At 64.5% G+C, this 25493-nt stretch carries 16 protein-coding genes, 1 tRNA gene and 2 pseudogenes; 7 read left to right on the top strand and 12 right to left on the bottom strand.

Annotation, left to right across the window (positions count from 1 at the left end):
• Nucleotides 1–9: 9 nt before the first annotated feature.
• The 7 genes and pseudogenes from paaN to paaX form a co-directional block, all read right to left on the bottom strand.
• Complete coding sequence (paaN, locus tag PHR85_RS09960; protein WP_300053731.1) at nucleotides 10–1677, bottom strand: phenylacetic acid degradation protein PaaN; 1668 nt, start codon at nucleotides 1675–1677, stop codon at nucleotides 10–12.
• Nucleotides 1678–1864: 187 nt separating this feature from the next.
• Complete coding sequence (locus PHR85_RS09955; RefSeq protein WP_300053824.1) at nucleotides 1865–2566, bottom strand: ABC transporter ATP-binding protein; 702 nt, start codon at nucleotides 2564–2566, stop codon at nucleotides 1865–1867.
• A 216-nt stretch (nucleotides 2567–2782) separates the two neighbouring features.
• Nucleotides 2783–3175: pseudogene (locus PHR85_RS09950) on the bottom strand (hemerythrin domain-containing protein); the annotation flags it as partial.
• 9 nt (nucleotides 3176–3184) lie between these two features.
• Nucleotides 3185–3946 carry an ABC transporter ATP-binding protein gene (locus tag PHR85_RS09945; protein WP_300053729.1) on the bottom strand — a complete coding sequence of 254 codons (762 nt, stop codon included), beginning with the start codon at nucleotides 3944–3946 and terminating at the stop codon, nucleotides 3185–3187.
• 3 nt (nucleotides 3947–3949) lie between these two features.
• Nucleotides 3950–4882, bottom strand: coding sequence for a branched-chain amino acid ABC transporter permease (locus PHR85_RS09940; protein ID WP_300053727.1), 933 nt, complete (start codon nucleotides 4880–4882; stop codon nucleotides 3950–3952).
• A 2-nt stretch (nucleotides 4883–4884) separates the two neighbouring features.
• Entirely contained in the window at nucleotides 4885–5757 is an 873-nt protein-coding gene (locus PHR85_RS09935; protein WP_367278727.1) for a branched-chain amino acid ABC transporter permease, read from the bottom strand.
• Nucleotides 5758–6019: 262 nt separating this feature from the next.
• Nucleotides 6020–6988 (bottom strand): phenylacetic acid degradation operon negative regulatory protein PaaX, encoded by a 969-nt coding sequence (gene paaX, locus PHR85_RS09930; protein ID WP_300053724.1) that lies wholly within the window; start codon nucleotides 6986–6988, stop codon nucleotides 6020–6022.
• A 123-nt stretch (nucleotides 6989–7111) separates the two neighbouring features.
• On the opposite strand from paaX, the gene grpE reads away from it, so the two are divergent.
• The 3 genes from grpE to dnaJ all read left to right on the top strand — a co-directional run bounded on the left by grpE (nucleotide 7112) and on the right by dnaJ (nucleotide 10955).
• Nucleotides 7112–7669 carry a nucleotide exchange factor GrpE gene (gene grpE, locus PHR85_RS09925; protein WP_300053722.1) on the top strand — a complete coding sequence of 186 codons (558 nt, stop codon included), beginning with the start codon at nucleotides 7112–7114 and terminating at the stop codon, nucleotides 7667–7669.
• A gap of 128 nt (nucleotides 7670–7797) precedes the next feature.
• Nucleotides 7798–9729, top strand: coding sequence for a molecular chaperone DnaK (gene dnaK / locus PHR85_RS09920; protein WP_300053720.1), 1932 nt, complete (start codon nucleotides 7798–7800; stop codon nucleotides 9727–9729).
• 89 nt (nucleotides 9730–9818) lie between these two features.
• The gene (gene dnaJ / locus PHR85_RS09915) at nucleotides 9819–10955 is read left to right on the top strand and encodes a molecular chaperone DnaJ (RefSeq protein WP_300053718.1); all 1137 of its coding nucleotides are present in this window, start codon (nucleotides 9819–9821) and stop codon (nucleotides 10953–10955) included.
• A gap of 10 nt (nucleotides 10956–10965) precedes the next feature.
• Here the strand turns inward: dnaJ and PHR85_RS09910 are convergent, their stop codons facing one another.
• Nucleotides 10966–12066, bottom strand: coding sequence for an NAD(P)-dependent alcohol dehydrogenase (locus tag PHR85_RS09910; RefSeq protein ID WP_300053716.1), 1101 nt, complete (start codon nucleotides 12064–12066; stop codon nucleotides 10966–10968).
• A 183-nt stretch (nucleotides 12067–12249) separates the two neighbouring features.
• On the opposite strand from PHR85_RS09910, the gene PHR85_RS09905 reads away from it, so the two are divergent.
• The 4 genes and pseudogenes from PHR85_RS09905 (at nucleotide 12250) to PHR85_RS09890 (ending at nucleotide 16909) form a co-directional block, all read left to right on the top strand.
• Nucleotides 12250–13614 (top strand): MBL fold metallo-hydrolase RNA specificity domain-containing protein, encoded by a 1365-nt coding sequence (locus PHR85_RS09905; RefSeq protein ID WP_300053715.1) that lies wholly within the window; start codon nucleotides 12250–12252, stop codon nucleotides 13612–13614.
• A gap of 338 nt (nucleotides 13615–13952) precedes the next feature.
• Nucleotides 13953–14840 (top strand): annotated as a pseudogene (gene iscB, locus PHR85_RS09900) (RNA-guided endonuclease IscB); the annotation flags it as partial.
• Nucleotides 14841–15323: 483 nt separating this feature from the next.
• The gene (locus tag PHR85_RS09895) at nucleotides 15324–16805 is read left to right on the top strand and encodes an NAD-dependent succinate-semialdehyde dehydrogenase (RefSeq protein ID WP_300053821.1); all 1482 of its coding nucleotides are present in this window, start codon (nucleotides 15324–15326) and stop codon (nucleotides 16803–16805) included.
• 30 nt (nucleotides 16806–16835) lie between these two features.
• Nucleotides 16836–16909, top strand: a tRNA-Gly gene (locus tag PHR85_RS09890).
• Between the two features lie 201 nt (nucleotides 16910–17110).
• On the opposite strand, the gene PHR85_RS09885 is transcribed toward PHR85_RS09890, so the two are convergent.
• Genes PHR85_RS09885 through PHR85_RS09870 form a run of 4 tightly spaced genes read right to left on the bottom strand, consistent with a single transcriptional unit; the run spans nucleotide 17111 to nucleotide 25332 of the window.
• The gene (locus PHR85_RS09885; RefSeq protein ID WP_300053714.1) at nucleotides 17111–19648 is read right to left on the bottom strand and encodes a DEAD/DEAH box helicase family protein; all 2538 of its coding nucleotides are present in this window, start codon (nucleotides 19646–19648) and stop codon (nucleotides 17111–17113) included.
• Complete coding sequence (locus tag PHR85_RS09880) at nucleotides 19641–21221, bottom strand: Eco57I restriction-modification methylase domain-containing protein (protein WP_300053713.1); 1581 nt, start codon at nucleotides 21219–21221, stop codon at nucleotides 19641–19643. The genes PHR85_RS09885 and PHR85_RS09880 overlap by 8 nt, the downstream gene beginning before the upstream one ends.
• The gene (locus tag PHR85_RS09875; RefSeq protein WP_300053711.1) at nucleotides 21218–21874 is read right to left on the bottom strand and encodes an N-6 DNA methylase; all 657 of its coding nucleotides are present in this window, start codon (nucleotides 21872–21874) and stop codon (nucleotides 21218–21220) included. The genes PHR85_RS09880 and PHR85_RS09875 overlap by 4 nt, the downstream gene beginning before the upstream one ends.
• 50 nt (nucleotides 21875–21924) lie before the next feature.
• Nucleotides 21925–25332 (bottom strand): response regulator, encoded by a 3408-nt coding sequence (locus tag PHR85_RS09870; protein WP_300053710.1) that lies wholly within the window; start codon nucleotides 25330–25332, stop codon nucleotides 21925–21927.
• Between the last annotated feature and the right edge of the window lie 161 nt (nucleotides 25333–25493).

The raw sequence follows: 25493 nt of genomic DNA, 5'->3' as shown, positions 1-25493 counted from the left end.
CAGCCGGCCTCAGACGTGGTAGCGACGCTGCACGACGCGGAAGCGGTTGGCCACGAAGGCCGAATCGGCGTAGGACGCGTTGGCCGCCGGGTTGCCGCCGGTGCCGTGGTAGTCGGAGAAGGCCGAGGACTGGTTGACGAACACGCCGCCGGTCAGGTTGATCGACAGCGCGACCTTGCCACGCCAGGTCGCCTCGGTCATGGCATCGATCACGTCCTGGCGGGTCGAGTACAAGCCGACGGTCAGCGCGCCATGGGTGTTGACGATGCGCTCGGACAACGCGATCGCGGCCGCCGTGTCGGCAGCCTTGACGACGAAGCTGATCGGGCCGAAGCGCTCTTCCATGTAGGCGGCCTCATCGGCTGCGTCGCAGGCCAGCAGCACCGGGGTACGCACATCAGCGCCCGGGAACTCGGGGTTGTCGAGCTTCTTGGACGCGAGCACGACACGGCCCAGGCTGCCGCCGCTGGCCAGCTCGACGCGCTCGGCGGTGGCGCTGGACTGCATCGCGCCCAGCACGGCGAACGCCACTTCGGGCTTGCCCAGGAAGCGCTCGATCGCCGCGGCCAGATCGGCGCAGAACTCGTCGTAGCTCTTGTGGCCTTGGTCGGTCTCGATGCCGCCGGCCGGCACGATGATGGCCTGGCTGGTGGTACACATCTGGCCCGAGTAGAGCGAGAGCGTGAACGCCAGGTTGCCCAGCATCGCCTTGTAGGCGCTGGTCGAGTCGATCACGATGTTGTTGACGCCGGCCAGCTCGGCATAGACCTGAGCCTGCTTGCAGTTATCGATCAACCACTGGCCGAACACGTTGCTGCCGGTGAAGTCGACCGACTTGACGCCGACATGGGTGGCCAGCGCCTGGGTCACGCTGCGCTGCTCGGCCACGCACAGGGTCACCAGGTTGGGATCGATGCCGTTCTCGGCCAGCACGGCGCGGATGGCGCGCACGGTGATGGCGACCGGCAGGATGGCGTTGCTGTGCGGCTTGACGATGACGGCGTTGCCGGTCGCGAGCGCGGCGAACAGGCCGGGATAGGTGTTCCAGGTCGGGAAGGTGCCGCAACCGACCACCAGGCCGACGCCGCGACCGACGATCTCGTAATGCTTCTTCATCACCAGCGCCGGGTTCTTGCCCTGGGGCTTTTCCCAGTGCGACTCGGCCGGCACGAAGCCCTGCTCGCGCCAGGCGTAGGCGACCGACTCCAGGCCACGGTCCAGCGCGTGCGCGGCGCCGGCCTGGAAGGCCATCATCCAGCCCTGGCCGGTGGTCATCATGACCGCGTGGCCCATCTCGAAGCTCTGCTGGTGGATGCGGTCCAGGATCTCCAGGCAGATGCCGGTGCGGCCTTGCGCGCCGACGGCCTGCCAGCCCTTCATCGCGGCCTGGCCGGCGGCGACCAGCGCCTCGTGGTCGCAGACCGGATAGCGCACATCCAGCGCGATGCCGTAGGGCGAGGACTCCTTGCCACCCCAGCCGGTTTGAGCAGGCTGGTCGAGCTCGAAGCTCTTGCCCAGGTGGGCCTCGAAAGCCTGCTTGCCGTCGGCGGCGGCGTGCTCGCCATAGACCTTGGGACTGGGCATTTCGCTGTAGGGCGACCAGTAGCCACGGGTGGCGATGGCATGGAGGGCGCCATCAAGCGTGGCACGGTGCTTTTCAAACAGGGGATGAGACATCGATCGTTTCCAGAAAAAACAGGCGTGAAGGACTCGGGATGGCGACACGGGTCCGGGACCACCGCCGCAAAACATTACAAAATTTCAACTTCTACACATAAAAATGTATCACATCAAGTCGAAAAAAAAGATCCGGGTTTTCCCGAGATCTTTTCTTCTGAAGGCTGAAATTCAGTCCACTCAATAATTACATGCCCAGGTAGGCTGCCCTGACCCGCTCGTTGCGAATCAGCTCCTGTCCGCTTCCCGTCAGGGTGATCTCGCCGGTTTCAAGCACATAGCCGCGATCGGCAATCGCCAGCGCCGCGAAGGCATTCTGCTCGGCCAGGATGATCGTCATGCCCTGGCGCTTGAGCGCCTTGACGACGTTGAACACCTCCTCGACCAGCAGGGGGGCCAGGCCCATCGAGGGCTCGTCGAGCAGCAGCAGCCTGGGCCGTCCCATCAGTGCGCGACCGATCGCCAGCATCTGCTGCTGTCCGCCCGACAGGGTGCCGGCCGGCAGCTTGCGCTTCTCCTTCAGGATGGGAAACATCGAAAAGACCCGCTCCAGGTCGTCGGGCACCTGCTGCTTGGGCTGGGTATAGGCCCCGAGCAGCAGGTTGTCCTCGATCGACAGCGGCCCGAACACCTGGCGGCCCTCGGGACTCTGGCAGATGCCGCGCCGCATGCGTCGGTCCGAGCGCAGCTTCGAGATGTCCTCGCCATCGAACCAGAGCTGCCCCGCCCCCATCGGCTGCACGCCCGAGAGGGTGCGCAGGAAGGTGGTCTTGCCCGCGCCGTTGGCGCCGACGAGCGCCACGGTCTCGCCCCGGCGCACTTCCAGGTTCAGGCCCTTGAGCGCCTTGATGCGGCCGTAGCTGCTCTCCAGCCCGGAGACCTTCAACAGCAGGTCGCCGACGGCGGGGGCGGCCGAACGGTCCAGGGAGCCGCTGCTGTGGCCGCCCAGGCCCACCGACTCGGGCGCCAGGCTGACCACCCGGTGGTAGAGCTCGCGGTATTCGGCCCGCGCCTGCTCGCCGAACACCGGGTCCTGGTTGTCCGAGAAGCAGGCGTCGATCTCGGCCCAGTCCGACTCGGTCAGGATACGGCGCGCCAGCGGCATCGCCTCGGTTTCCTCGGTCGTGATATGCGTCTTCAGGCGCTTGACGTAGTCGCGCAGCGAGGCCGCCAGCGCACTCGAGCGGCCCGCAGTCGCCTGGGCAAACTCGGCCCGCAACTGCACCAGATGCTCGCTGGCCAGGCGATGATCCTGTTCCAGCGCGTCGATCAGCGACGCTGCCTCGGCCGAGCGCAGCCGCATCAGCCGGAACAGGTGGTCATCCTCCTTCAGATGGTGGGCGTGGTCGGCGAACTGCTCGATGTAGTCGAACACCGCCCGGAAAAACTCCGGGTCCACGGGCCCGCCGGCGTCGAGCTCGTCGGCCACCTGCTCCAGCGTCACCGCGATGCGCCAGAAATTCTTGTGCTCGTCGGAAATGATGCGCAATGCTTCCATGTCTCCCCCTCAGGCGTGTGTGCCCAGATAAGCTGCAATCACGTCGGGGTTCTTGCGAACCTCCGCGCCCGTGCCCTCGGTGAGCTTCTTGCCGTAGTCGAGCACCAGGATGCGGTCGGACAGGTTCATCACCATCTTCATGTCGTGCTCGACCAGCACCACCGTGATGCCGGAATCGGCCACCTTGCGCACCAGCTGGTCGACCTCGATGGTTTCCTTCGGGTTCAGGCCGGCAGCCGGCTCGTCCAGGAAGATCAGGCGCGGCTTCATGGCCAGGGCACGGGCGATCTCCAGCCGCTTGAGCACCCCGTAGGACATCGTGTCGGCGCGCGCGTCGATGTAGTTCTCGAGTCCGACGAAACGCATCAGCTCGGCCGCCTCGACCCGCAGCTCGCGGTCGCGGCGGCGCAGGCTGGGCCAGCGCAGGGCGGCCTTGAGCAGGTTGCGGTCGAGTCGCAGGTGCGCCCCCACCATCACGTTCTCGATCGCGCTCATGTTCATGCAGACCTGCAGGTTCTGGAACGTGCGCGCCACGCCGCGTTCGGCCAGCTCGTTGGGCGACTTGCCCTGGATGGGCTCGCCGTCGAGCCGGATCTCGCCCGTGGTGGGCTTGTAGACCCCCGTGATCAGGTTGAACAGCGTGGTCTTGCCCGCGCCGTTGGGGCCGATCACCGAATAGACAATGCCCGCGTCAATGTTGAACGACACATTCTGGACCGCCTTGACGCCACCAAAGTGGATCGACAGGTCCTTGACTTCCAGCAACGCCATTGCTCACTCCCCCTTACCGAATCTGGCTGCCAGCGTGGGCACCAGGCCCTTGGGCAGGAAAATCATGCACAGCATCAGCACCGAGCCGAATACCACGGTCTCCCAGCCCTCGAAAGTGGCCAGCGCCTGCGGCAGGGCCGTCAGCAGGATGGCGCCGACGATGGAGCCGAACACCGACGCCATGCCGCCGACCACCACCATGGTCACGAGCTCGATCGAGTGGAAGAAGTCGGCGAAGTTGGGCGTCACGAAGCCGACGTAATGCGCCGTGATGCTGCCCATGATGCTGGCGAACACCGCCGACAACACGAAGATCGACACCTTGTAGCGCACCACATTGACGCCCACCACCTGCGAGGCCACCTCCGAGCCGTGCAGCGCGCGCAGCGCACGGCCGAAAGGCGAGTCGATCAGGCTGAGCGAGGCCCAGATGCTGACCGACAGCAGCAGCGCCACCACCCAGTACCAATGCCGGTCGCTGCCGAGCTCGAAGCCCAGCAGCCCCATGGCCGGCACCGCCATGCCGTCCGGGCCGCCGGTCCACTGCGCCTCGTTGCGCAGCGCGATGTTGATGATGATGCCCAGGCCCAGCGTCGCCATCGCCAGGTAGTTGCCCTTGAGCTTGAAGATGGGCCGCGCCACCACGCCGGCGATCACCGCCGTGGCCGCCGCGCCGGCAGCCAGCGCCAGCAGCGGATGCCAGCCGAAATGCGTCGGCAGCACCGCCGAGGCGTAGGCCCCGATGCCCAGGAAACCCGCATGCCCGAGGCTGATCTGGCCGGCAAAGCCGATCAGCAGGTTCAGCCCGATGACGATGATGGCGTTGATCGCCATGCGGATCGCCAGATCCATGTAGTAGCTGTTGGGCAGCACGAAGGGCAGCACGAGCAGCACCGCCACCACGATGCCCAGTCCGATGTAAGCGTTCTTTTGCATGGTCATACCCGGTCAGTCGATTTGCCACCGAACAGGCCGCGCGGCATGAAGAACAAGATGAACAGGATCAGCACGAAAGGCATGGCATCCTTGTAGGCCGACGAGATATAGCCGGCGCCCATGGCCTCCAGCACCCCCACCAGCAGGCCGCCCAGCACCGCGCCGAGGCCGTTGCCCAGGCCACCGACGACGGCTGCCACGAAACCCTTGAGGCCGAGCATGATGCCGACGTCATAGGAGGTCATCGTGATCGGCGTGACCAGGATGCCGCCCAAGGCGCCCAGCCCGGCCGACATCGCGAAGCTCATGAACAGCACCCAGCTGGTGTTGATCCCGACCAGCTCGGCGGCGGTGCGGTTGAACGAGGTCGCCAGCATCGCCTTGCCGGTCAGCGTGCGGCTGAAGAAGTACCACAGCGCGGCCACCACCAGGGCCGTGACGCCCAGCACCCACAGGCTTTGCGGCAGCAGCGTGGCCCCCAGGATCTCGATCGGCTCGTCGCCCGAAAAAGGCGCCAGACTGTGCGTGCCCTTGCCGAGCCAGATCTGGACCAGACCGCGAATCACCAGCGAGGCGCCGATCGTGATGATGATCAGCGACACCGTCTCGGCGCCCTTGACCGGCTCGATCGCGACCTTCTCCATCACGATGCCGACCAGGGCCGGAAGCGCGATCGCCAGCAACAAGGCCACCGGCAGCGGCAAGCCCATATGGGTGAAGAACACCGCCAGCATGCCCCCGAGCATGATGAACTCGCCCTGGGCGAAGTTGATGACGTTGCTGGCGTTGTAGATGAGGGTGAATCCCAGTGCAGCCAGCGCATAGGTGGCCCCCACTGTGATGCCCGAGAACAGGAACTGCAAGAACTGGGCCAGCATCAGACAGCGCCCCCAGGAATCGCGCAGGCGGCAAGGCAGCCATGAATCTGCATGGGCATTCAGCGTCTCCGTAATGGTTCAGGGATAGGAAAGCGGGCTTGCACCCGTTTCAGCCTCGGCAGCGGAATTTCGGCGTGAAGAAGCCACACCAGCCGAGAATGTGTTACTTATTATGTCCCAACAAAAACCATTTTGTATCGCTTTAAGACCTCAACCAAGGGTAAGTCCTAGTGGGTCGGTCGCCTCTGCGCACGCTCCATCAGGCTGGCTCGGCCAGCGGATCGTCGCCCTGGAAGCGCTTGTTCACCATGCTGGAAGCCGGCGGTACCTCCCCGCTCGCCAGCAGGAGATGACGATCCAGATGCCGCTCCGACGCCGGCAGCAGACGCCGGTACACCTCCTTGCAGAGCCGGCGCGCCTCGTGACCCGGCCAACCGGCGGGTTGCAGGACCTCGGGCAACTCCGGATCGCGCAGCAGCAGGCGGCGGAAGTCATGAATCAGCAGCGTGCGGATCAGGAAAGCGCCCTCCTCGTCCACGCTGTCGGCCCCCGACTGGCGCAGCGCTTCCAGGATGGGCTGGTAGCTGGCCACGAAGCTGCTGTAGTCGGACGCGAGCTGCTCCAGATTCCAGGCCGAGCGCACGATATCGGCATCGCTGGCGGACTGGCCCAGCCTGGGGTTGGCCGCCACCAGGGGCATGAGCCGGGGCAGCAGATCGGACATGCCGTCGGCACCCAGCGCAGCGAAGGCAGAACCCAGATCGGCGCCGGGGTGCACAAAGCAGCTTGTCCCGAGCTGCCCGAAACCCTGCCAGTACAGTGCGCGGCGCAGCCGCTCGCGCTCGCGCGCCGACAGCTCGCCCATGACCATGATCAGCCGCCAGCGCAGGTCCCAAAGGGGGGCGTGGGCGGCGTAGATCTGGCGCGCGGCCTCCTCGAAACGGCGCTGCCCCGACGCTGTCAGCATGTAGTCGGTGCGCCGCCCGTGGGTCTGGGTGGTGAGCCACTCGTCCTTGACCAGCCGGAACACCGTGGTGCGGACCAGGCGCTCGTTGAGGTCCAGCGGCTGCAGCAGCCTGATCAGGCCGCCCAGCCAGATCTGCCCCCCCCGCGGCAGCACGGCATCGCCGAAGACCGAAATGATCAGTGACCCGGCCTTGACGCGGCTTATCTGGCGGAAGCTGTCCAGCCTCTGGTTGACCGCCTGCTCGATGACATTTGTTCTCATGATGCTTTTTTATTACACACGCTCGCGGGAGTGCGGAATTTTCCACCGGGAAGGGACTTGAAATCCTGCACGACCCCACCATGTAAGCAATTGTTTACCCGCTAACCACCCAACCAGTCCGCCATGTCTGCACCGCAAGACCTCCAATCCGAAGCCAGCCAAGCCGCCCCGATCAGCCCCGACGAAGCGCAAGTCGAAGCCGTTGCCGCCCAGGCCGATGCCGCCGCCCAGGTCAATGAAGTCGAGCGCCTCAAGGCGCAGAACGCCGAACTGACCGAGCAGTTCCTGCGCGCCAAGGCCGAGGTCGAGAACATCCGCCGCCGCTCCGAGGACGAAATCACCAAGGCGCGCAAGTTCGCGGTCGAGGGTTTCGCCGAAAGCCTGCTGCCAGTGATCGACAGCCTGGAAGCCGGCCTGGCGATCCAGGAAGCCACCGTGCAGCAGATCCGCGAAGGCTCCGAAGCCACGCTCAAGCAACTGCAGTCGGCGCTCAACCGCAACAAGGTGATCGCGATCGCACCGGCCGCCGGCGAGAAGTTCGACCCGCACCAGCACCAGGCCATCAGCGTGGTGCCGGCCGACCAGGAAGCCAACACCGTGGTCACCGTGCTGCAAAAAGGCTACCTGATCGCCGAGCGCGTGCTGCGCCCCGCGCTGATCACGGTGGCCGCGCCCAAGTAATACCGGGCACGGGGCCGGCCGCCGGCAAGCACCCGACGAGCGCTCGGGTCTTGAAAAAACCGCCGGCGTCCTCACCTCAGACTCAAGCAGTTTTTCTCAGTTTTTTCCAAGATTCATCGGAGCACCCCATGGGCAAGATCATCGGTATCGACCTCGGCACCACCAACTCCTGCGTGGCCGTGATGGAAGGCAACACCACCCGCGTCATCGAGAACAGCGAAGGCGCGCGCACCACCCCGTCCATCATCGCCTATCAGGAAGATGGCGAAGTGCTGGTCGGCGCGTCGGCCAAGCGCCAGGCCGTCACCAACCCGCGCAACACCCTGTACGCCGTCAAGCGCCTGATCGGCCGCAAGTTCGGCGAAAAGGAAGTGCAAAAGGACATCGACCTGATGCCCTACACCATCGCGGCGGCCGACAACGGTGACGCCTGGGTCGAGGTGCGCGGCAAGAAGATCGCCCCGCCCCAGATCTCGGCCGAAGTGCTGCGCAAGATGAAGAAGACCGCCGAGGACTACCTGGGCGAGGCCGTGACCGAGGCCGTCATCACCGTGCCGGCCTACTTCAACGACGCCCAGCGCCAGGCGACCAAGGACGCCGGCCGCATCGCGGGCCTGGAAGTCAAGCGCATCATCAACGAGCCGACCGCCGCGGCACTGGCCTTCGGCCTGGACAAGCACGGCAGCGGTGACCGCAAGATCGCGGTATTCGACCTCGGTGGCGGCACCTTCGACATCTCGATCATCGAGATCGCCGACGTGGACGGCGAAAAGCAGTTCGAAGTGCTGTCGACCAACGGCGACACCTTCCTGGGCGGCGAGGACTTCGACCAGCGCATCATCGACTACATCATCGCCGAGTTCCAGAAGGAAGCGGGCGTCAACCTCAAGCAGGACGTGCTGGCCCTGCAGCGCCTGAAGGAAGCCGCCGAGAAGGCCAAGATCGAGCTGTCCAACAGCACCCAGACAGACATCAACCTGCCCTACATCACGGCGGACGCGACCGGTCCGAAGCACCTCAACATCAAGCTGACCCGCGCCAAGCTGGAAAGCCTGGTCGACGAGCTGATCGAGCGCACCATCGCCCCTTGCCGCATGGCGATCAAGGACGCCGGCGTGTCGGTCTCCGACATCCAGGACGTGATCCTGGTCGGCGGCATGAGCCGCATGCCCAAGGTGCAGGAGAAGGTCAAGGAATTCTTCGGCAAGGAGCCGCGCAAGGACGTCAACCCCGATGAGGCCGTCGCCGTCGGCGCCGCGATCCAGGGCCAGGTCCTGTCGGGCGACCGCAAGGACGTGCTGCTGCTCGACGTGACCCCGCTGTCGCTGGGCATCGAGACCATGGGCGGCGTCATGACCAAGATGATTGGCAAGAACACCACCATCCCGACCAAGTTCAGCCAGGTGTTCTCGACCGCCGAGGACAACCAGCCGGCCGTCACGATCAAGGTGTTCCAGGGCGAGCGCGAGATCGCCGCCGGCAACAAGGCACTGGGCGAGTTCAACCTCGAAGGCATCCCGCCGGCCAGCCGCGGCACGCCGCAGATCGAAGTGTCGTTCGACATCGACGCCAACGGCATCCTGCATGTCGGCGCCAAGGACAAGGGCACCGGCAAGGAAAACAAGATCACGATCAAGGCCAACTCGGGCCTGTCGGAAGCCGAGATCGAGAAGATGGTCAAGGATGCCGAGGCCAACGCCGCCGAAGACCACAAGAAGGTCGAGCTGGTGCAGGCACGCAACCAGGGTGATGCCATGGTCAGCTCGGTCAAGAAGAGCCTGACCGAATACGGCGACAAGATCGACGCCGCTGAAAAGAGCGCGATCGAAGCCGCCATCAAGGAAGTCGAGGAAGCCATCAAGGGCGACGACAAGGCCGCCATCGAAGCCAAGACCGAAGCGCTGATGACCGTCAGCCAGAAGCTGGGCGAGAAGATGTACGCCGACATGCAGGCCCAGCAGGGCGCTGCTGGCGCCACCGCCGCTGGCGCGGAAGGCGCCGCCCGTCCGGCCGACGACAATGTGGTCGACGCCGAGGTCAAGGAAGTCAAGAAGGACTGATCCTTCCCACCTGACCTGAACACCGCCGCGCGCGGGTCTGCCGACCCGGCGCGGCGTTCGCACTATCAGCCCTACCCCCCGCAAGCACCATGGCCAAACGAGACTTTTACGAAATCCTGGGCGTCGGCAAGACCGCCAGCGACGACGAGATCAAGAAGGCGTATCGCAAGCTGGCGATGAAGCACCACCCGGACCGCAACCAGGGTGACGCCGCCAAGGCCGCCGAAGAGAGGTTCAAGGAGGCCAAGGAAGCCTACGAGATGCTGAGCGACCCGCAAAAGCGCGCCGCCTACGACCAGTACGGCCACGCCGGCGTCGATCCCAACATGCGCGGCGGCCCGGGCGGCGCCGAGGGCTTCGGCGGCGGCTTCGATGCCTTTGGCGACATCTTCGGCGACATCTTTGGCGGCCAGCGCGGCGGTCAACGCGGCGGGCGTCAGGTCTACCGTGGCAACGACCTGTCCTACGCGATGGAGATCACGCTGGAGGAAGCCGCCGCCGGCAAGGACAGCCAGATCCGCATCCCGAGCTGGGAGGACTGCGACACCTGCCACGGCAGCGGCGCCAAACCCGGCACCAGCGCCAAGACCTGCAGCACCTGCCACGGCAACGGCGCGGTACAGATGCGCCAGGGCTTCTTCAGCGTGCAGCAGACCTGCCCGCACTGCCACGGCAGCGGCAAGATCATCCCCGAGCCCTGCACCAGCTGCCATGGCCAGGGCAAGGTCAAGAAGCAGAAGACGCTCGAGATCAAGATCCCGGCCGGCATCGACGACGGCATGCGCATCCGCTCGGCCAGCAACGGCGAGCCCGGGCGCAACGGCGGCCCGGCCGGCGACCTGTTCATCGAGATCCGCGTCAAGCGCCACGAGCTGTTCGAGCGCGACGGCGACGACCTGCACTGCAAGGTGCCGGTCAGCGTCACGACCGCGGCGCTCGGCGGCGAGATCGAGGTGCCGACCCTGGCCGGCAAGGCCGCGATCGACATCCCCGAGGGCACCCAGCACGGCAAGCAGTTCCGCCTGCGCGGCAAGGGCATCAAGGGCGTGCGTTCAAGCTACCCCGGCGACCTCTATGTCCATGTGGATGTCGAGACGCCGATCAAGCTGACCGAACACCAGCGCAAGCTGCTCAAGGAACTCGACGAATCGTTCAAGAAGGGTGGCCACAAGCACAGCCCGAACGACAAGGGCTGGTTCGAGAAGTTCACCGAGTTCTTCTCCTGATCGGTTTCGATCAGTTCGGCTTGATCGCCACCTTGAGCACGCCGTCGCGCTGGTTGGCAAACAGCTCGTAGGCGGCCACGATGTCGTCGAGCTTGAACTGGTGCGTGACCAGCAGCCCCAGGTCGACCCGGTTCGACGCCACCACGTTCATCAGCCGGCGCATGCGCTCCTTGCCGCCCGGGCACAGGGCGGTGTTGATGCGGTGGTCGCCCAGGCCGGCGGCAAAGGCCGACAGCGGTATCGTGAGGTCGCTCGAATAGACGCCCAGGCTCGACAGCGTGCCGCCGGGCTTGAGCACGCGCAAGGCCGACTCGAAGGTGGCCTGCGTGCCCAGGGCCTCGATCGATGAGTCCGCCCCGCGACCGCCGGTCAGCTTCATGATCTCGCCTACGACATCGCAATGGTGGAAATTGAGCGTCACGTCGGCGCCCATCTTGCGCGAAATCCCCAGCCGGTGTTCGTTGCCATCGACCGCGATGATGGTGGTGGCACCCAGCAGGCGCGCGCCCGCGGTGGCGCACAGGCCGATCGGGCCTTGCGCGAACACCACCACGGTGTCGCCGATCTTGATGTTGGCGTTCTCGGCGCCCTTGAAGCCGGTCGACATGATGTCCGGGCACATCAGCACCTGCTCGTCGGTCAGACCGTCGGGGATGGGCGCCAGGTTGGCCTGGGCATCGGGCACCAGCACATATTCGGCCTGGGTGCCGTCGATCAGGTTGCCAAAGCGCCAGCCCGCCGTCGCCTTGTAGCCGTGGCAACCGCACAGTCCTTGCGGAATCAGGTAGCTGCCGTCCTGCGACGCCACGCCATCCTGGGCCGCATAGGAGTTGAAGTTGGGACAGATGGCGCCGGCGATGACGCGCTGGCCTTCCTGATAGCCCTGCACGGCGCTGCCCAGCTTCTCGATCACGCCGACCGGCTCATGCCCGATGGTCAGGCCTCTGGCGACCGGGTACTCGCCCTTGAGAATGTGGACGTCGGTGCCACAGATGGTGGTGGTGGTGATGCGGATCAGGGCATCGTTGGGGCCCACGTCGGGAATCCGTTTGTCGACCAGTTCGATCCGACCCGGCTCGACAAACACGGCGGCTTTCATCATGGCAGTCATCAGTCTCTCCTTTAAGACCACCTCAATTTAACGCAAAACAAAAAATATTGCCACCCTGCAGCGGGCAACGGGCTCAGGCCTGCCGAACGGCCGCTCAGCCTTCCCTCGGGACAGAGCGGAGGCCATAATGAAAGCGGCCTGATATCGACATCAGGCCCATGCATTGATCAAGGAGGTAAGCCCGTGAGCGTCCAGATCACCTTCCTCGGCGGCGCCGGCACCGTGACCGGCTCCAAGTTCCTGATCCAGCATGGGAATCAGCGGCTGCTGGTCGACTGCGGACTGTTCCAGGGCTACAAGCAGCTGCGGCTGCGCAACTGGACGCCGCCGCCAGTGGCACCCGGGCAGATCGACGCGGTGGTGCTCACCCATGCCCACCTCGACCACAGCGGCTACCTGCCCTTGCTGGTGCGCGAGGGCTTCCAGGGCAAGGCCTGGTGCACGCCCGGCACGCGCGACCTGTGCGCCATCCTGCTGCCCGACTCGGGCCATATCCAGGAGGAAGACGCGGCGTTCGCCAACCGGCACGGCTTTTCCAAGCACCACCCGGCGCTGCCGCTCTACACCGTGCAGGATGCCAAGGCCTGCCTGGACCGGCTGCAAGCCGTGCCACCGTTTCATGCCTTCGAGCCGCTGCCCGGCTGGCAGGCCAGGCTGCAGCCGGCCGGGCACATCATCGGTGCGGCCAGTCTGCTGCTGGAGGTCGGCGGCAAGCGCCTGCTGTTCTCGGGCGACCTGGGGCGCTCGGACGACCTGCTGATGCTGCCGCCCGAAGCCCCGCCCGGTGCCGACGCAGTGATCATCGAATCGACCTACGGCGACCGCGAGCACCCGCAGCAGAACCTGATCGACGAACTGGCCCCGGTGCTGGCGCGCGTCGCCGCCCGAGGCGGCACCGCCGTGGTGCCAGTGTTCGCGGTCGGGCGCGCGCAGGCGCTGCTGCATGCGATCGCGCTGCTCAAGCAGCAGCACCGGCTGCCGCGCGGCCTGCCGGTCTACCTCGACAGCCCGATGGCCATCCACAGCACCGAGGTCTTTGTCCATCACCCCGGCGAGCACCGGCTCGATGCGGGCCAGGTGCGCGAGATGGCGCACGCGGCCATCATGGTGCGCACGCCCGACGAGTCCAAGGCCATCGCCACGGTGCACGGCCCCAAGGTCGTGCTGGCGGCCAGCGGCATGGCGACTGGCGGGCGCGTGCTGCACCATCTGGTGCAATACCTGGGCGACCACCGCAACATGGTGGCGCTGACCGGCTACCAGACCCCCGGCACGCGCGGCGCGGCACTGGCCAACGGATCGCAGACGGTGCGCATCCACGGCCAGGACCTGCCGGTGCGCGCCGAGGTGGTGCAGCTGCAGTCGGCATCGGCGCACGCCGACGCGCGCCAGCTCATGACCTGGCTGCGCGCGATGCCGGGCACACCGCAGCGTGCCTTTGTCGTGCACGGCGACCTGGAGGCGTCGGACGCGCTGCGCCAGCGCATCGAGCGCGAACTGCGCTGGCACGCCGTGGTACCCGAGCATGGATCGAGCTGGTCGGTGTAAGCTTGAAACCCGTCAATCACCCCGGCCTAAAGGCCGAAGCTTGCAGGGTTAACGCCTTGCTGGTCTGAGATTGACCAGACCGAGCACCGCAAGGTGCTTGCGTTGTGTAGAAGACCGTAGACCCACCCTGGCGTGCTGCCTCAGCGCCAGGCCCTGGAAGTAGCCGCTGCAGACACGCTTCGGGTAAGCACAAAACGGGCGGCTGCCGGCGCGAAAGCGCCACCTGCTGCACAACATGGTCGAGGAGAGCGCTACCGCGAGGTAGCTGTTACCAGGCCCGTAAGGGCGAAAGGATTTATGTGTCAGTTCTGGTATTGGACAAGCGCGGGAAGCCTTTGATGCCCTGCACGGAAAAGCGAGCTCGCTTGCTGCTAGAGCGGGGACGGGCGCGCGTGCACCGCTTGGTGCCCTTCGTCATCCGCCTGGTCGACCGCGAGGTGGCGACCTGCGCCCTGCAGACGCTGCGTGTCAAGCTCGACCCTGGCAGCAAAGCCACAGGACTGGCACTGGTGCGCGAGACGGAGACGGTCGTCGAGTCCATAGGCGAGATCCAGCGCGCGGCCGCCGTGCTCAACCTGCTGGAGCTGGTACATCGGGGGCGGCAGATTTCGGAGGCGTTGACCGCTCGCCGCGCCATGCGTCGCCGTCGGCGCGGCAACCTGCGCTACAGGGCGCCCCGATTCCTGAACCGGCGCAAGCCGAAAGGCTGGGTGGCGCCCTCCCTGCAGCACCGCGTGGACACCACGATGGCCTGGGTCAAGCGCCTGCAGCGCTGGGCGCCGGTCACCGCGATCTCGAGCGAGCTGGTGCGCTTCGATATGCAGGCCATGCAGAACCCCGAGATCTCGGGGGTGGCATACCAGCAAGGGGAGCTGCAGGGCTTTGAAGTGAAGGAATACCTGCTCGAGAAGTGGGGCCGCAAGTGCGCCTACTGCGATGCGACGCAGGTCCCGCTGCAGGTCGAGCACATCCACCCCAAAGCTCGGGGCGGCTCGAACCGTGTGAGCAACCTGACGCTGGCCTGCGGGCCGTGCAACCAGGCCAAGGATGCTCGGCTCATCGAGGACTTCCTCACGCACGACCCGGCCCGCCTGGCGCGGATATTGGCCCAGGCCAAGCGCCCCCTGAAAGATGCGGCCGCCGTCAACGCCACCCGCAGGGCACTGGCCAACGCCTTGAAGGCCACAGGGCTTCCGGTCGAGCTCACCACCGGCGGGTGCACGAAGTTCAACCGGCACCAGCTAGAGATCCCCAAGACCCACGCGCTGGATGCAGTCTGTGTGGGCGAGGTCAACGCCGTCACCGGCTGGCAGCGGCCCACGCTGGTCGTCAAGTGCACGGGGCGCGGCAGCTACCAGCGCACGCGGCTGGACAAGTTTGGCTTCCCGCGCGGCTACCTGACGCGCATCAAGAAGGTCAAGGGGTTCCAGACGGGCGATCTGGTACGCGCTGACGTCCCGCAAGGCAAGAAGGCCGGCGTGCATCGGGGCCGGGTGGCGGTCCGTGCCACGGGTAGCTTCAACATCCAGACCGGCACCGAGGTGGTGCAGGGTATCTCACACCGCTACTGCCAAGTGCTGCAACGCGCTGACGGCTATGGCTATTCTCAACAACAGAGCATCACGAGAAAGGATGCGGGAGAGGGTCGTGCGGATCCACGACGCGCTCTGCCTCCCCGGCCTGAAGGCCGAGGTTTCCCGCGCAACCTGATGAACCATCCGCTCGACCGACTGCAAGACCCCACCCTGCTCAAGACCGGCGCCTTCATCGATGGCCAGTGGGTCGCGGGCAGTTCGCGCTTTGACGTGCATGACCCGGCCACCGGCCTCAAGCTGGCCGATGTCGCCAATCTGGGGCCGGCCGAGGCGCAAGCCGCGATCACCGCCGCTGCTGCGGCCTGGCCCGCCTGGAAAAACAAGACCGCCAAGGAGCGCAGCCAGATCCTGCGCCGCTGGTACGACTTGCTGCTGGCGCACCAGGAGGACCTGGCCACGCTGATGACCGCCGAACAGGGCAAGCCGCTGGCCGAGACGCGCGGCGAGGTCGCCTACGGCGCCAGCTTCGTCGAGTGGTACGCCGAGGAGGCCAAGCGCGTCAACGGCGAAACCCTGCCCCAATTCGACAACAACCGCCGTCTGCTGGTGCTCAAGCAGCCGATCGGCGTCTGCGCCGCGATCACGCCCTGGAACTTCCCGCTCGCGATGATCACACGCAAGGTCGCGCCGGCGCTGGCCGCCGGCTGCCCGGTCGTGATCAAGCCGGCCGAACTGACGCCGCTGACTGCGCTCGCGGCGGCCGAACTCGCGCATCGTGCCGGCATCCCGGCCGGCGTATTCAACGTGGTGACCGCCGATGCCGAGAACTCGATCGCTATCGGCAAGGTGCTTTGCGCCAGCGATACCGTGCGCCACCTGAGCTTCACCGGCTCGACCGAGGTCGGCCGCATCCTGATGGCGCAATGCGCGCCGACCATCAAGAAGCTCTCGCTCGAGCTCGGCGGCAACGCGCCCTTCATCGTGTTCGATGACGCCGACATCGACTCCGCCGTCGAGGGCGCCTTCGCCAGCAAGTTCCGCAACGCCGGCCAGACCTGCGTCTGCAGCAACCGGCTCTATGTGCAGGATGGCGTCTACGAGGAGTTCGTGCGGAAGTTCGCCGCCAAGGTCGCCACGGCCAAGGTCGGCAACGGCTTTGACGAAGGTGTCAACCAGGGGCCGCTGATCGAGGAAGCCGCCTTGCAGAAGGTGCAGCGCCATGTCGATGACGCGCTCGCCAGGGGTGCGCGACTGCTGGTCGGCGGCAAGCGCCTGCACGACCTGGGTAGCGGCCAGTTCTTCGAGCCCACCGTGGTGGCGGACGCCACGCCCGAGATGCTGTGCGCGCGCGAGGAAACCTTCGGCCCCTTCGCGCCGGTGTTCCGCTTCCAGACCGAACAGGAAGCTATCGATGCCGCCAATGCCACCGAGTTCGGCCTGGCCAGCTACTTCTACAGCCGCGACATCGGCCGCATCTACCGCGTCGGCGAGGCGCTCGAATACGGCATGGTCGGCGTCAACGTCGGCATCCTGGCGACCGAGCATGTACCCTTCGGCGGCGTCAAGCAGTCCGGCCTGGGGCGCGAGGGCTCGCATTTTGGCATGGACGACTATGTCGAGATCAAGTACCTCTGCATCGGCGACATCCTCAGGTGAGGCGATTTCTGCAGTAAACTAGGACGCATCGCGGGCGTCGTTCAATGGTAGGACCTGAGCTTCCCAAGCTCAAGACGTGGGTTCGATCCCCATCGCCCGCTCCATCTTGGTGCATCACACCATCTCAAGACATCGCATAAGCCGCTGATTCCCCTGGGACAGCGGCTTTTTTGTTGTCTCACGCCGTATCATCCCATCGCACGACATACCAACAGTTTGTTGGTACTTCCGTTGGTACCTGCTGGCGTGAACTTACAGACTGCGATCACACCATTGCAGCCGTTGGATCCAACACGCAGTGGCTTTCAATCCCGCGCCACTACTGTGTCGTAAAGCCCATGGTGTGTGAGGCCAACGTGGCTGTCGATACCGGTGTAGCGCAGTGATGCGTCTTCGTAACGCCGAAACGCAAACACCGCCTGGTTCATCTGCTCGGTGTTGAACACCTTGAGCCGCACCAGTAGGTGGAAGTCCTGCACCGTCAACCCGGTCGCTGTAAGGAACAACTCCGGCTCCAGCCTGGTGATGACGTCCTGCAACGTATTCTCGCGAAAGTCGGTCAGGTACATGAACGCCGGGATGCGCGTCGCAAACTTGATCAGCTTCTCCTGCACCAGCTTGCGCTTGGACTTGTATTCCCTCTCCGCGTCAGTCAGCTCCTTCTTTTCCCGCTTCGACGGTTCCTTGTCCTTGGCCTTGTTCTTGAGGTCCTTGACCTTCTCGCTCTTGTTGATGATGGTCTCGATGATGTTGTCGCCCAGCGAGCGCCAGCCTTCGATGCGCTCCATCGCCGCCATCGCCTCAGGGCTGTCGAGGATGCGCCGCAGCGTGCCGTTGTCCACGTTGACCAGCAGCGCGCTCTCCCACTTGCGGGCCAGGAGCGTCGCCGAGGTGCCGGCCATCGCGATGTCCAGAATGCCGCCCGCGTCGATCTGCGTCATGTTCGCGCCGTCGTAGGCCAGCACCGGCAGGAAGGCCACAAGATCCTTCACCGCGTTCTCGGGGTTGGACTCGTTGGGCGACAGGCCGATGCCGTATTCGGAAAGCTGACGCAAGGCGCGCGTCGGCGCGAAGTCGAACACAAAGCATACCGGCTTGAGGATCTCCTCCTCGTTCGGGTTGTCACCGTTGGGGTTCTTGATGGACCACGGCGACTGGACACGAAATGCCGCCTGAAAGTAGGTCTCGGGCGACTTAAGATTACGTAGCATCAGGATGGATGACCATTGCGGCACCGTCACGCCCGTGGTGAGCTTGCCGCACGACAGCGTGATGGTCTTAGTCTCGAACCCGCTGCCGATGGCCTTGCGCACTGGCGGCAAGGCCTCCAGGCCAATACCCGCCGACGACCCTGCTGCCACAATGACCTTGTAGTCGCACCAGAAAGTATTGTGCTTTTCAGCAAGTAGATTCGCCATCGCATGGCAGGCTGCCACATTGGGCAGGAACCAGAGCGAATGCTGCAGGTAGGGCAGCAGGCGCACATCCGAATACGGAAATGGCGGCCGTGTGCCAGCTTTCAGGAACTCGATCGAGTGAGCTGCATGCCCGCCTCGAATGATGTCCAACCACTTCTGCACATCGCTTTTGTGCTTGAACTGCGCGCTCGCGCCAGTGCCCGTTGCCTCGAAAAACCCGTTGAGGTCGAACTCGTCGAATTCCCCACCGCTGGCCACCGCCAACAACTCGTCGGGCATCTGGTAGGTTAGCAGGCGCATCTGTGGCAAGGCACCGTAGGGATTTCTCTTGCCAGGATGCTCGGCAGCAAATGCCTCCTTGGCATGCTGCTCATCGGTGTAGGTCCAGTTGAAGATTTGTTCCTCGATGAACTCGCCAGTGGCCAACGCCTTGAAAGGTGTACCCGACAGGTACAAATAGGCCCGGGTCGTGATGGGCAGGAACTCGTCTTCCCGCTCGGACAACACAATCAGGTCTTCGTTGACGCCCTCCAGTTCACCGGCGTATTCCAGCTTGGCCTCCTTCTTTGCAACCGCATCGTCCTCGCCCTCGAACAGTTCCTTGGCCGTGTCGCGCCAGGCACCAAAGTGGTATTCGTCAAAAACCACCAGATCCCAGTTCACCGTGTGCAGCCACTCGTTGCGAGCCTTGATATTACCCGCAGCATCACGCCCCAACAAATCTTGAAATGACCCGAAATACACCACCGGCTTGTTGCGGTCGATCTGCGTCGGGTCGCTGCCCGATGAGCGCGAGAGGTATTGCCAGCCGTCGAAATCAACATGGCTTTCCAAGTCGGTCTGCCATGCGTCCTCGACAGCCGGCTTGAAGGTCAACACCAGCACGCGCTTGGTGTTGAGCTTTTTTGCCAACTGGTAGCTGGTGAAAGTCTTGCCAAAGCGCATTTTGGCATTCCACAGGAAGCGCGGCGCGGCGTCGGGGTTTTCGGCCCAGATCGACTGGTAGTAGTCAAACGTCTTGTTCACTGCCTCGGCCTGCTCGTCGCGCATGCCGAAGCTTTCGTGGTGCGTGCCACTGAACTTCTGGCCGGTGCGCAGCTCGGCGAGCACGGTTCTCACGTCGGCCACCGTGCAGCGCATCCACTCCAGCTGGGTGTTCTCGAAGCCCTTTTTGACCAGAGCCGCGCGCACCTCGTGGTCGGAAAAGATGGAACCGTCTTCTCGCTCTCCCAGTTCTTCCAATTCGATGGTGAAGTTCTGGATGGCGGCGGTCTTGAGCTGTTCGGCCACCCGCCGCTTCACGTCCCGGATCGTCTGGCCCACCTTGAGCAGGTCTTTGTGCGCTGAATCGGCAATCGCGTAGGCGTAGATGCGTGGGCGGGCATCGGGCTTGGGGGTGAGGATGTCCTCAATGGGCCTACTCATCAGCGCCACTCTCAAGAATCATTGCCCTGACTTGAGACTCAATGTAAGCCTGCTCCTGCTTCGTGATGCTGTACTTCTCGTAAAGGGCATCATCTGTCCATGAGCGATCCCACTGCTGGATAGGAACCCATGTGTAAGCAGAGTGTGTCGCATCCTGAGTAATCTTCCGCAACGAGGTCAGGAAACGGAAGAATCGAGTCGTGTAATACGACTGAAGACTATCCGCCTCCTTCTCCGAACCGACATAGAAAAAGAGGAATGACTGCGTACAAACCGACGGCGATGGGGAAATAAGTGGTCTACCCAAAACCTGATGGGGCACACCGTCGCCGCCGTTGTAGGCTTTGGGAACGAGAACCTTCCACGTATCAATGAGATGTGTACTCTTTGTAACCGCCTCGCGAGCAATGTAGCCCACGCTGCGTTTCATCGTCCGAATGTAATAAAGCGGCAAATCGCCTGCGCTATTCACCTCATGAAAACCGTCGAAGTTGGATGTCCAGCCAAACTCCTTGTCGCGAGCAAGAATCGATTTGATGGACGGTTCGCCGTGCTTACGTACTTTTCGGAGAATTGACATGGCACGTGAGTCCCGCACAAACACGTCGTACTCGCCAAGATTGCGTTTTGTCGGGCCAACAACATCCTCTCCCCGTATGGTCGTCACTGTGCAGTCGTCGTTGTGGGCCGCGTCCCACAGGAAATAGCAAACGCCGGCCTTGACTTCGACACCAGGGAACACTTCGCTTGCTGCTGGATAGTCGATGAGTGCACGCATATGCCGATCCCCGAGCATTGCTTGGCGAAATTCGTTCAGACCAAGACCCGCAGCCATCCACCGCGACGGAATGATCATAGTCAGAAAACGTGGTTCGAGTTTCTTCGCTTGCTCAACGAAGTGCTGGTAAATCGGCACATCTCGTGTGCCACCATCCGAACCGAGTTGATACGGTGGATTTCCGATGATAACGTCGAACTGCATATCGTTTCCAAACAACTCGGCCATCCGAGTCTTGATGCTGTCAGTGTGAATGAATGCGTAAGCGTGGGTTTCCAGCCTCTGTCCACGGTCATAGCTCGATTGGCTTGCTCCGCAATACGCGCATTTGTCATTGGCCCAGGTGTGTTCTGTCCGCTCGAACCAGATGTTTCCAGCCTCGCTGCTGAATCCTTTGGCAACTGAATGCGCACCATTGGCATGCTTGGAGCAATACACGCTGCGCCGAGCCAGCAGACTGGTCAATCGCGTGATCCCGATGCCGAAAACCTGCTTGGCAAGAATGTGGTTCACGCGTTCCCGCAGATCCGGAACCTCCTGTGCCAGCCCGTCGACAAGGCGGCTGGTGATCTCGCGCAGAAATACACCCGATTTAGTGAACGGGTCAAGAAACCTGACGGTTTTGTCCGCCCACAGGTTGGCGCCATCATGGTCGGCAGCCCAGGCCTGCGCCAGCATGTCCAGCATGCGGTTGGCCAGCTCGGGCGGCGTGAACACCTCATCGTTAGACAGGTTGGCGATGCAGGTCAGCACATCCGGGTTGCGACCACGTAGCGAAAAACTGGCTTGGGTCATGCGCCCTCCACCGGGCTGTCTCCGCGCGCAGCGGCAGCCAGTTCGCTCACGCTCATGGGCGGATAGGTTTTTGTCGGCGTGAAGATTTCGTGCTTGCCCAGATGGGCAAAGAGCGAGTCCTCAGCGCTGAAAGCCGACGATCCGGTCAAAGTGTCGAAGCGGAAATCGCGCCGCTGGTACTTACCCTTTCCCAGGTAACCCCATTCGGCAAAGGTGATAGGCTGGCCGTCTTGCGCGCGCATGGTCAGCGCATCCCCGTTCACGACGTTCTGCGACAGCACATGCGATGCAGCCCGATACAGGTCGTCTGTCTCATTGAGCTTGATGTACTCGGCAAATATTTCCAGCGCATTGGCGCGGCACTCTGCGATGTTGTCCGGCAGCAGTTCGATGCCGTAGATGCACATCAACGCGAGCAGTGCGTAATGCCGCCGCTCGAAGTCAGACTTGCCATATTTGAGTTCCACAGCAGCGAGCTTGCGCCGTAGGATTTGTGCGATGAAGTTGCCGCTCCCGCACGCTGGCTCAAGGAAGCGAGAGTCGATACGCTCTGTCTCCTCCTTCACGAGGTCGAGCATCACTTCGATCATCCACGCAGGCGTGAATACCTCACCGTGGTCTGCGACACGTTGTTTTGACTTCACTAAATTCATGGATCGAATATAGCTGAAATGACGAGTGTTACTGCACACTCCGAACCATGTCAGGCTTGCGTAATCACCTCCAGCGCGACACCAAAGTCGAACTGGCCCAAGGCCTGAGCCACCAGGTCAAAGCGAGGCCCGAGCCCCTGCCTGGCCAGGGCCGTATTGGCATCGAACAGCGCGACGGCTTCGGTATCGTCCTCCTGTAGCAAACCGATCAGGCGCTCGCGCAACGCCTGCCATTGCCGTGGGTCGAAAGCGGCGGCTGGGGCATCAGCCTTGTCCTGTGGCAGCGCGGCGGCCAGTGCCTGCAGCAAGGGGGGCAACAGCTGTGCGACCTGCGCCAGCAGAAGTTCGAGTTCGGCAGGTGAGGCGCGCTGCTGAATCAGCTGCTCCAGGCTGGCGGCAGCGTCGCGCAGTGCCGTGGCACCGATCTGGGCCGAGACCCCCTTGAGCGTATGGGCCACGCGCTCGGCCTCGCTCCAGTCGGATGCCGCGATGGCCTGCGCCAGCCGGTCCGGCACATCGGCCTGGTCCGCGAGGAACTTGGCCAGCAGCCGGCCGTAGAGCGGCTCGCGCCCGCCGGCCTGACCCAGGCCAAGCCGGGTATCGAGCCCTTCGACGCCACCCAGCGCCTGCAACCAGGCCTGGTCCGCGCGGACGGGCGCAACGACCATGGCTTGGGCGCCGGCGCTGGCCCGTCCGGCACGCGCAGGGTCGGGCCTGACCCAGCGCAGCAGCTTGTCGGTCAGATCCCGCGGGTCGATCGGCTTGGCGATATGGTCGTTCATGCCGGCGTCGAGGCAGCGCTGGCGGTCACCCGCCATCGCGTTGGCCGTCATCGCCAGGATCGGCAGCTCCTGCAAGCCAGGCAGCTGGCGGATCTCGCGCGTCGCGCTCAACCCGTCCATCACCGGCATCTGCATGTCCATCAGCACGACGTCATAGTCACCCTGCTGCACCATGCGCAGCGCCGCAGCGCCGTTGCCGGCCAGTTCCACCTGCAGGCCCAGCGCCTGCAGGAACTCGGTCGCCACCTCCTGGTTGACCTCGTTGTCCTCCACCAGCAAGGCGCGCGCGCCGAGCAAGACCTCGGCCTTGACCAGGAGTCGCGCCTCATTGCGCTCAGGCCGATGCAAGACGGCCACCGCCCCGACGAACTGCCGCGTCACCGCATCGAGCAAGGCCGAAGGCGTCACGGGTTTGGCGAGCACCTCGCGGATACCGACCGCCGCCGCCAGCGGGCGGGCTTCGTCGCGGTCGTAGGCGGTCGCCATCAGCAGCAGCGGGGGCTGCGCCAGCGGCAGGCGGCGCAAGGCAGCGGCGAACTCGATGCCATCCATGCCGGGCATCCGCCAGTCGAGCAGCACGAGACCAAAAGGCATGCTGGCGCGGTCTGCCTGCTCCAGCTCGGCCAGCGCGGATTGGCCTCCGGCCACCGGCAGCGCGTCGAACCCCATGCTGCGCAACATCTCGACCAGCACCTGGCGGGCATGCTCGTTGTCATCGACCACCAGCGCCTTCAGCCCGCTCAGATCGGGCAGCATCGGGCCAGGCCGCACCTGCCCGGCTCCCAGCTCCAGGTGCGCCGTGAACCAGAAGGTGGAACCCGCGCCGGCAACGCTCTCGACGCCGATCTCGCCCCCCATCAGCTCGACCAGCCGCTTGGAGATCGCCAGCCCCAGCCCGGTGCCGCCGAACTTGCGCGTGATGGAGCTGTCGGCCTGCTGGAAACTCTGGAACAGGCCCTGGCGCTGCGGCTCCGACAGGCCGATGCCGGTGTCGTGGACGGCAAAGCGCAGCAGGACGCCATCGCTGCGGCGCTGCTGCAGGGTGACCTGGATCGACACCTCGCCGCGCTCGGTGAACTTGATCGCGTTGTTCGCGAGGTTGATCAGCACCTGACCGAGCCGCAGTGCATCGCCCACCAGCGCCTTGGGAATATCCTGCGCGATGTCGATGACGAATTCCAGCCCCTTGCCGAAGGCTTTCTCCGCGCAGACGTTGGCCAGCTCGCCGAGCACGCTTTCGAGCTCGAACTCCACATGCTCCAGGCTGAGCTTGTGCGCCTCGATCTTGCTGAAGTCCAGGATATCGTTGATGACGCCGAGCAGGTGGCGACTCGACGACTGGATCTTCTGCAGGTAGTCATGCACCTTGGGCGGCGGATCGGCCCTGAGCGCCAGCAGCGTCATGCCCATGACCGCGTTCATCGGCGTGCGGATCTCGTGCGACATGTTGGCCAGGAACTCCGCCTTGGCCCTGGAGGCCTGCTCGGCGGCGTCGAGCGCCGCGCTGAGTGCCTGGGTGCGCTCGGCCACGGTGCGCTCCAGCTCGGCACCATACTGCGCCAGCGCTTCCTGCGCGGCCTTGCGCTCGGTGATGTCGGTGGAGATGGCGCACAGCGCGTAGATGCGGCCGGACTCGTCGCGCAAGGGAATCTTGACCGACAGGTTGACTGCCTGGCCGCCATCGGCGAGCCGCCGCACCTCCTCGGCTTCGACCCGTTCGCCATGCTCGATCACGCGGCGGTCGTTGTCGCGGATGGCGGCCTGCGTGCCAGGATCGAAGAATTCGCTGTCGTCGTGGCCGACCACCTCGGACAGGGGCCGGCCGAGCAGCTTGCAGGTCTGCTGATTGGCGTAGCGGTAGCGGTAGTCGCCATCCTTGATGTAGATGAACGCCTCGACGCTGTCGAGTATGGTGTTGAGCCGGTTTTCGCTCTCGCGCAGGCGGCCCGTGGTTTCGGCCAGGTGGCGGGTGCGCTCCTCGACCCGGGCCTCCAGCTCGCGGTTGGCCGCGACCAGTCGGGCGCGCATGCCGTTGAGCGCATCGACCAGCACGCCGATGTCGTCGCGGAAGGGGTAGGACAGCGGCTGCGCCCCGGGACTGCCGCCGGCGGCCTCGATCTCGCCGGTGAGCCGCGCCAGCGGGACGGCCACGGTGCGGGTGACGATGCGGCGCACCATCAACCAGATCGCCAGCGTGAACAGCGCGGCCATCAGCAAGCTGGCCAGGAGGCTGTCCCGGATCTGCGCCCGCAGCAGGCCGGCGTCGGGAACGATCACCAGTCGCCCGAGCTTCTGCCAGCCGTCGCCGCCATCACGGCCCAGATCGACCGAGACCACGGGCAGCCCCCACAATGACTGGTCTGACATGCTGGCATGAGCCCGGGCACGCTGGCTGACCACCTGGCCGGCGGCATCCTCGACCCGCACGCTGCCAACCACCGGGTTTTCAGCGATGCCCTGCACCATCGTCTGGACCAGCTCCTCCTGGTAGTACCAGAGCGCATCGACCAGGCCGGGAGCAAAGGAGTGGCTGAGCCGTTCGAACTCGCTCGACACCCGGCCCATGGTCTTGCTGTACTCCCAGCCGGCGTGAGCCAGCCCAAGCACCAGCGTCAAGCCCAGGCAGCCCAACAGGATCCGGCGCAGGATGCGCCTGGACAGCGTTTGTAAGTCCATGATTTTCGATCCCGGCAAAATGGCCCTCCCTGCACATGAAGCTTAACTGATACCGCCACTCCAGCACGGCCGACGCGGGATTGGGACCTGCCCTGCCAGACCCGGCTCTGCTAGGATGGCTCTCAGGTTCAATTCGCTATTCCACCCTGGTCGCTCCGAAG

Origin of the sequence: Malikia sp., from assembly GCF_028687635.1 — a bacterium.
Taxonomy (GTDB): Bacteria; Pseudomonadota; Gammaproteobacteria; order Burkholderiales; family Burkholderiaceae_C; genus Malikia.
This window is presented reverse-complemented; position numbering and strand designations above follow the sequence as displayed.

What these genes read in the sequence shown, in the direction of transcription:
- dnaK (WP_300053720.1), top strand. Translation starts at nt 7,798, where the DNA reads ATGGGCAAGATCATCGGTATCGACCTCGGCACCACCAACTCCTGCGTG.
- PHR85_RS09940 (WP_300053727.1), bottom strand. Translation starts at nt 4,882, where the DNA reads ATGCAAAAGAACGCTTACATCGGACTGGGCATCGTGGTGGCGGTGCTG.
- PHR85_RS09875 (WP_300053711.1), bottom strand. Translation starts at nt 21,874, where the DNA reads ATGAATTTAGTGAAGTCAAAACAACGTGTCGCAGACCACGGTGAGGTA.
- paaN (WP_300053731.1), bottom strand. Translation starts at nt 1,677, where the DNA reads ATGTCTCATCCCCTGTTTGAAAAGCACCGTGCCACGCTTGATGGCGCC.
- PHR85_RS09895 (WP_300053821.1), top strand. Translation starts at nt 15,324, where the DNA reads ATGAACCATCCGCTCGACCGACTGCAAGACCCCACCCTGCTCAAGACC.
- PHR85_RS09880 (WP_300053713.1), bottom strand. Translation starts at nt 21,221, where the DNA reads ATGACCCAAGCCAGTTTTTCGCTACGTGGTCGCAACCCGGATGTGCTG.
- paaX (WP_300053724.1), bottom strand. Translation starts at nt 6,988, where the DNA reads ATGAGAACAAATGTCATCGAGCAGGCGGTCAACCAGAGGCTGGACAGC.
- PHR85_RS09910 (WP_300053716.1), bottom strand. Translation starts at nt 12,066, where the DNA reads ATGACTGCCATGATGAAAGCCGCCGTGTTTGTCGAGCCGGGTCGGATC.
- PHR85_RS09885 (WP_300053714.1), bottom strand. Translation starts at nt 19,648, where the DNA reads ATGAGTAGGCCCATTGAGGACATCCTCACCCCCAAGCCCGATGCCCGC.
- dnaJ (WP_300053718.1), top strand. Translation starts at nt 9,819, where the DNA reads ATGGCCAAACGAGACTTTTACGAAATCCTGGGCGTCGGCAAGACCGCC.
- PHR85_RS09945 (WP_300053729.1), bottom strand. Translation starts at nt 3,946, where the DNA reads ATGGCGTTGCTGGAAGTCAAGGACCTGTCGATCCACTTTGGTGGCGTC.
- grpE (WP_300053722.1), top strand. Translation starts at nt 7,112, where the DNA reads ATGTCTGCACCGCAAGACCTCCAATCCGAAGCCAGCCAAGCCGCCCCG.
- PHR85_RS09870 (WP_300053710.1), bottom strand. Translation starts at nt 25,332, where the DNA reads ATGGACTTACAAACGCTGTCCAGGCGCATCCTGCGCCGGATCCTGTTG.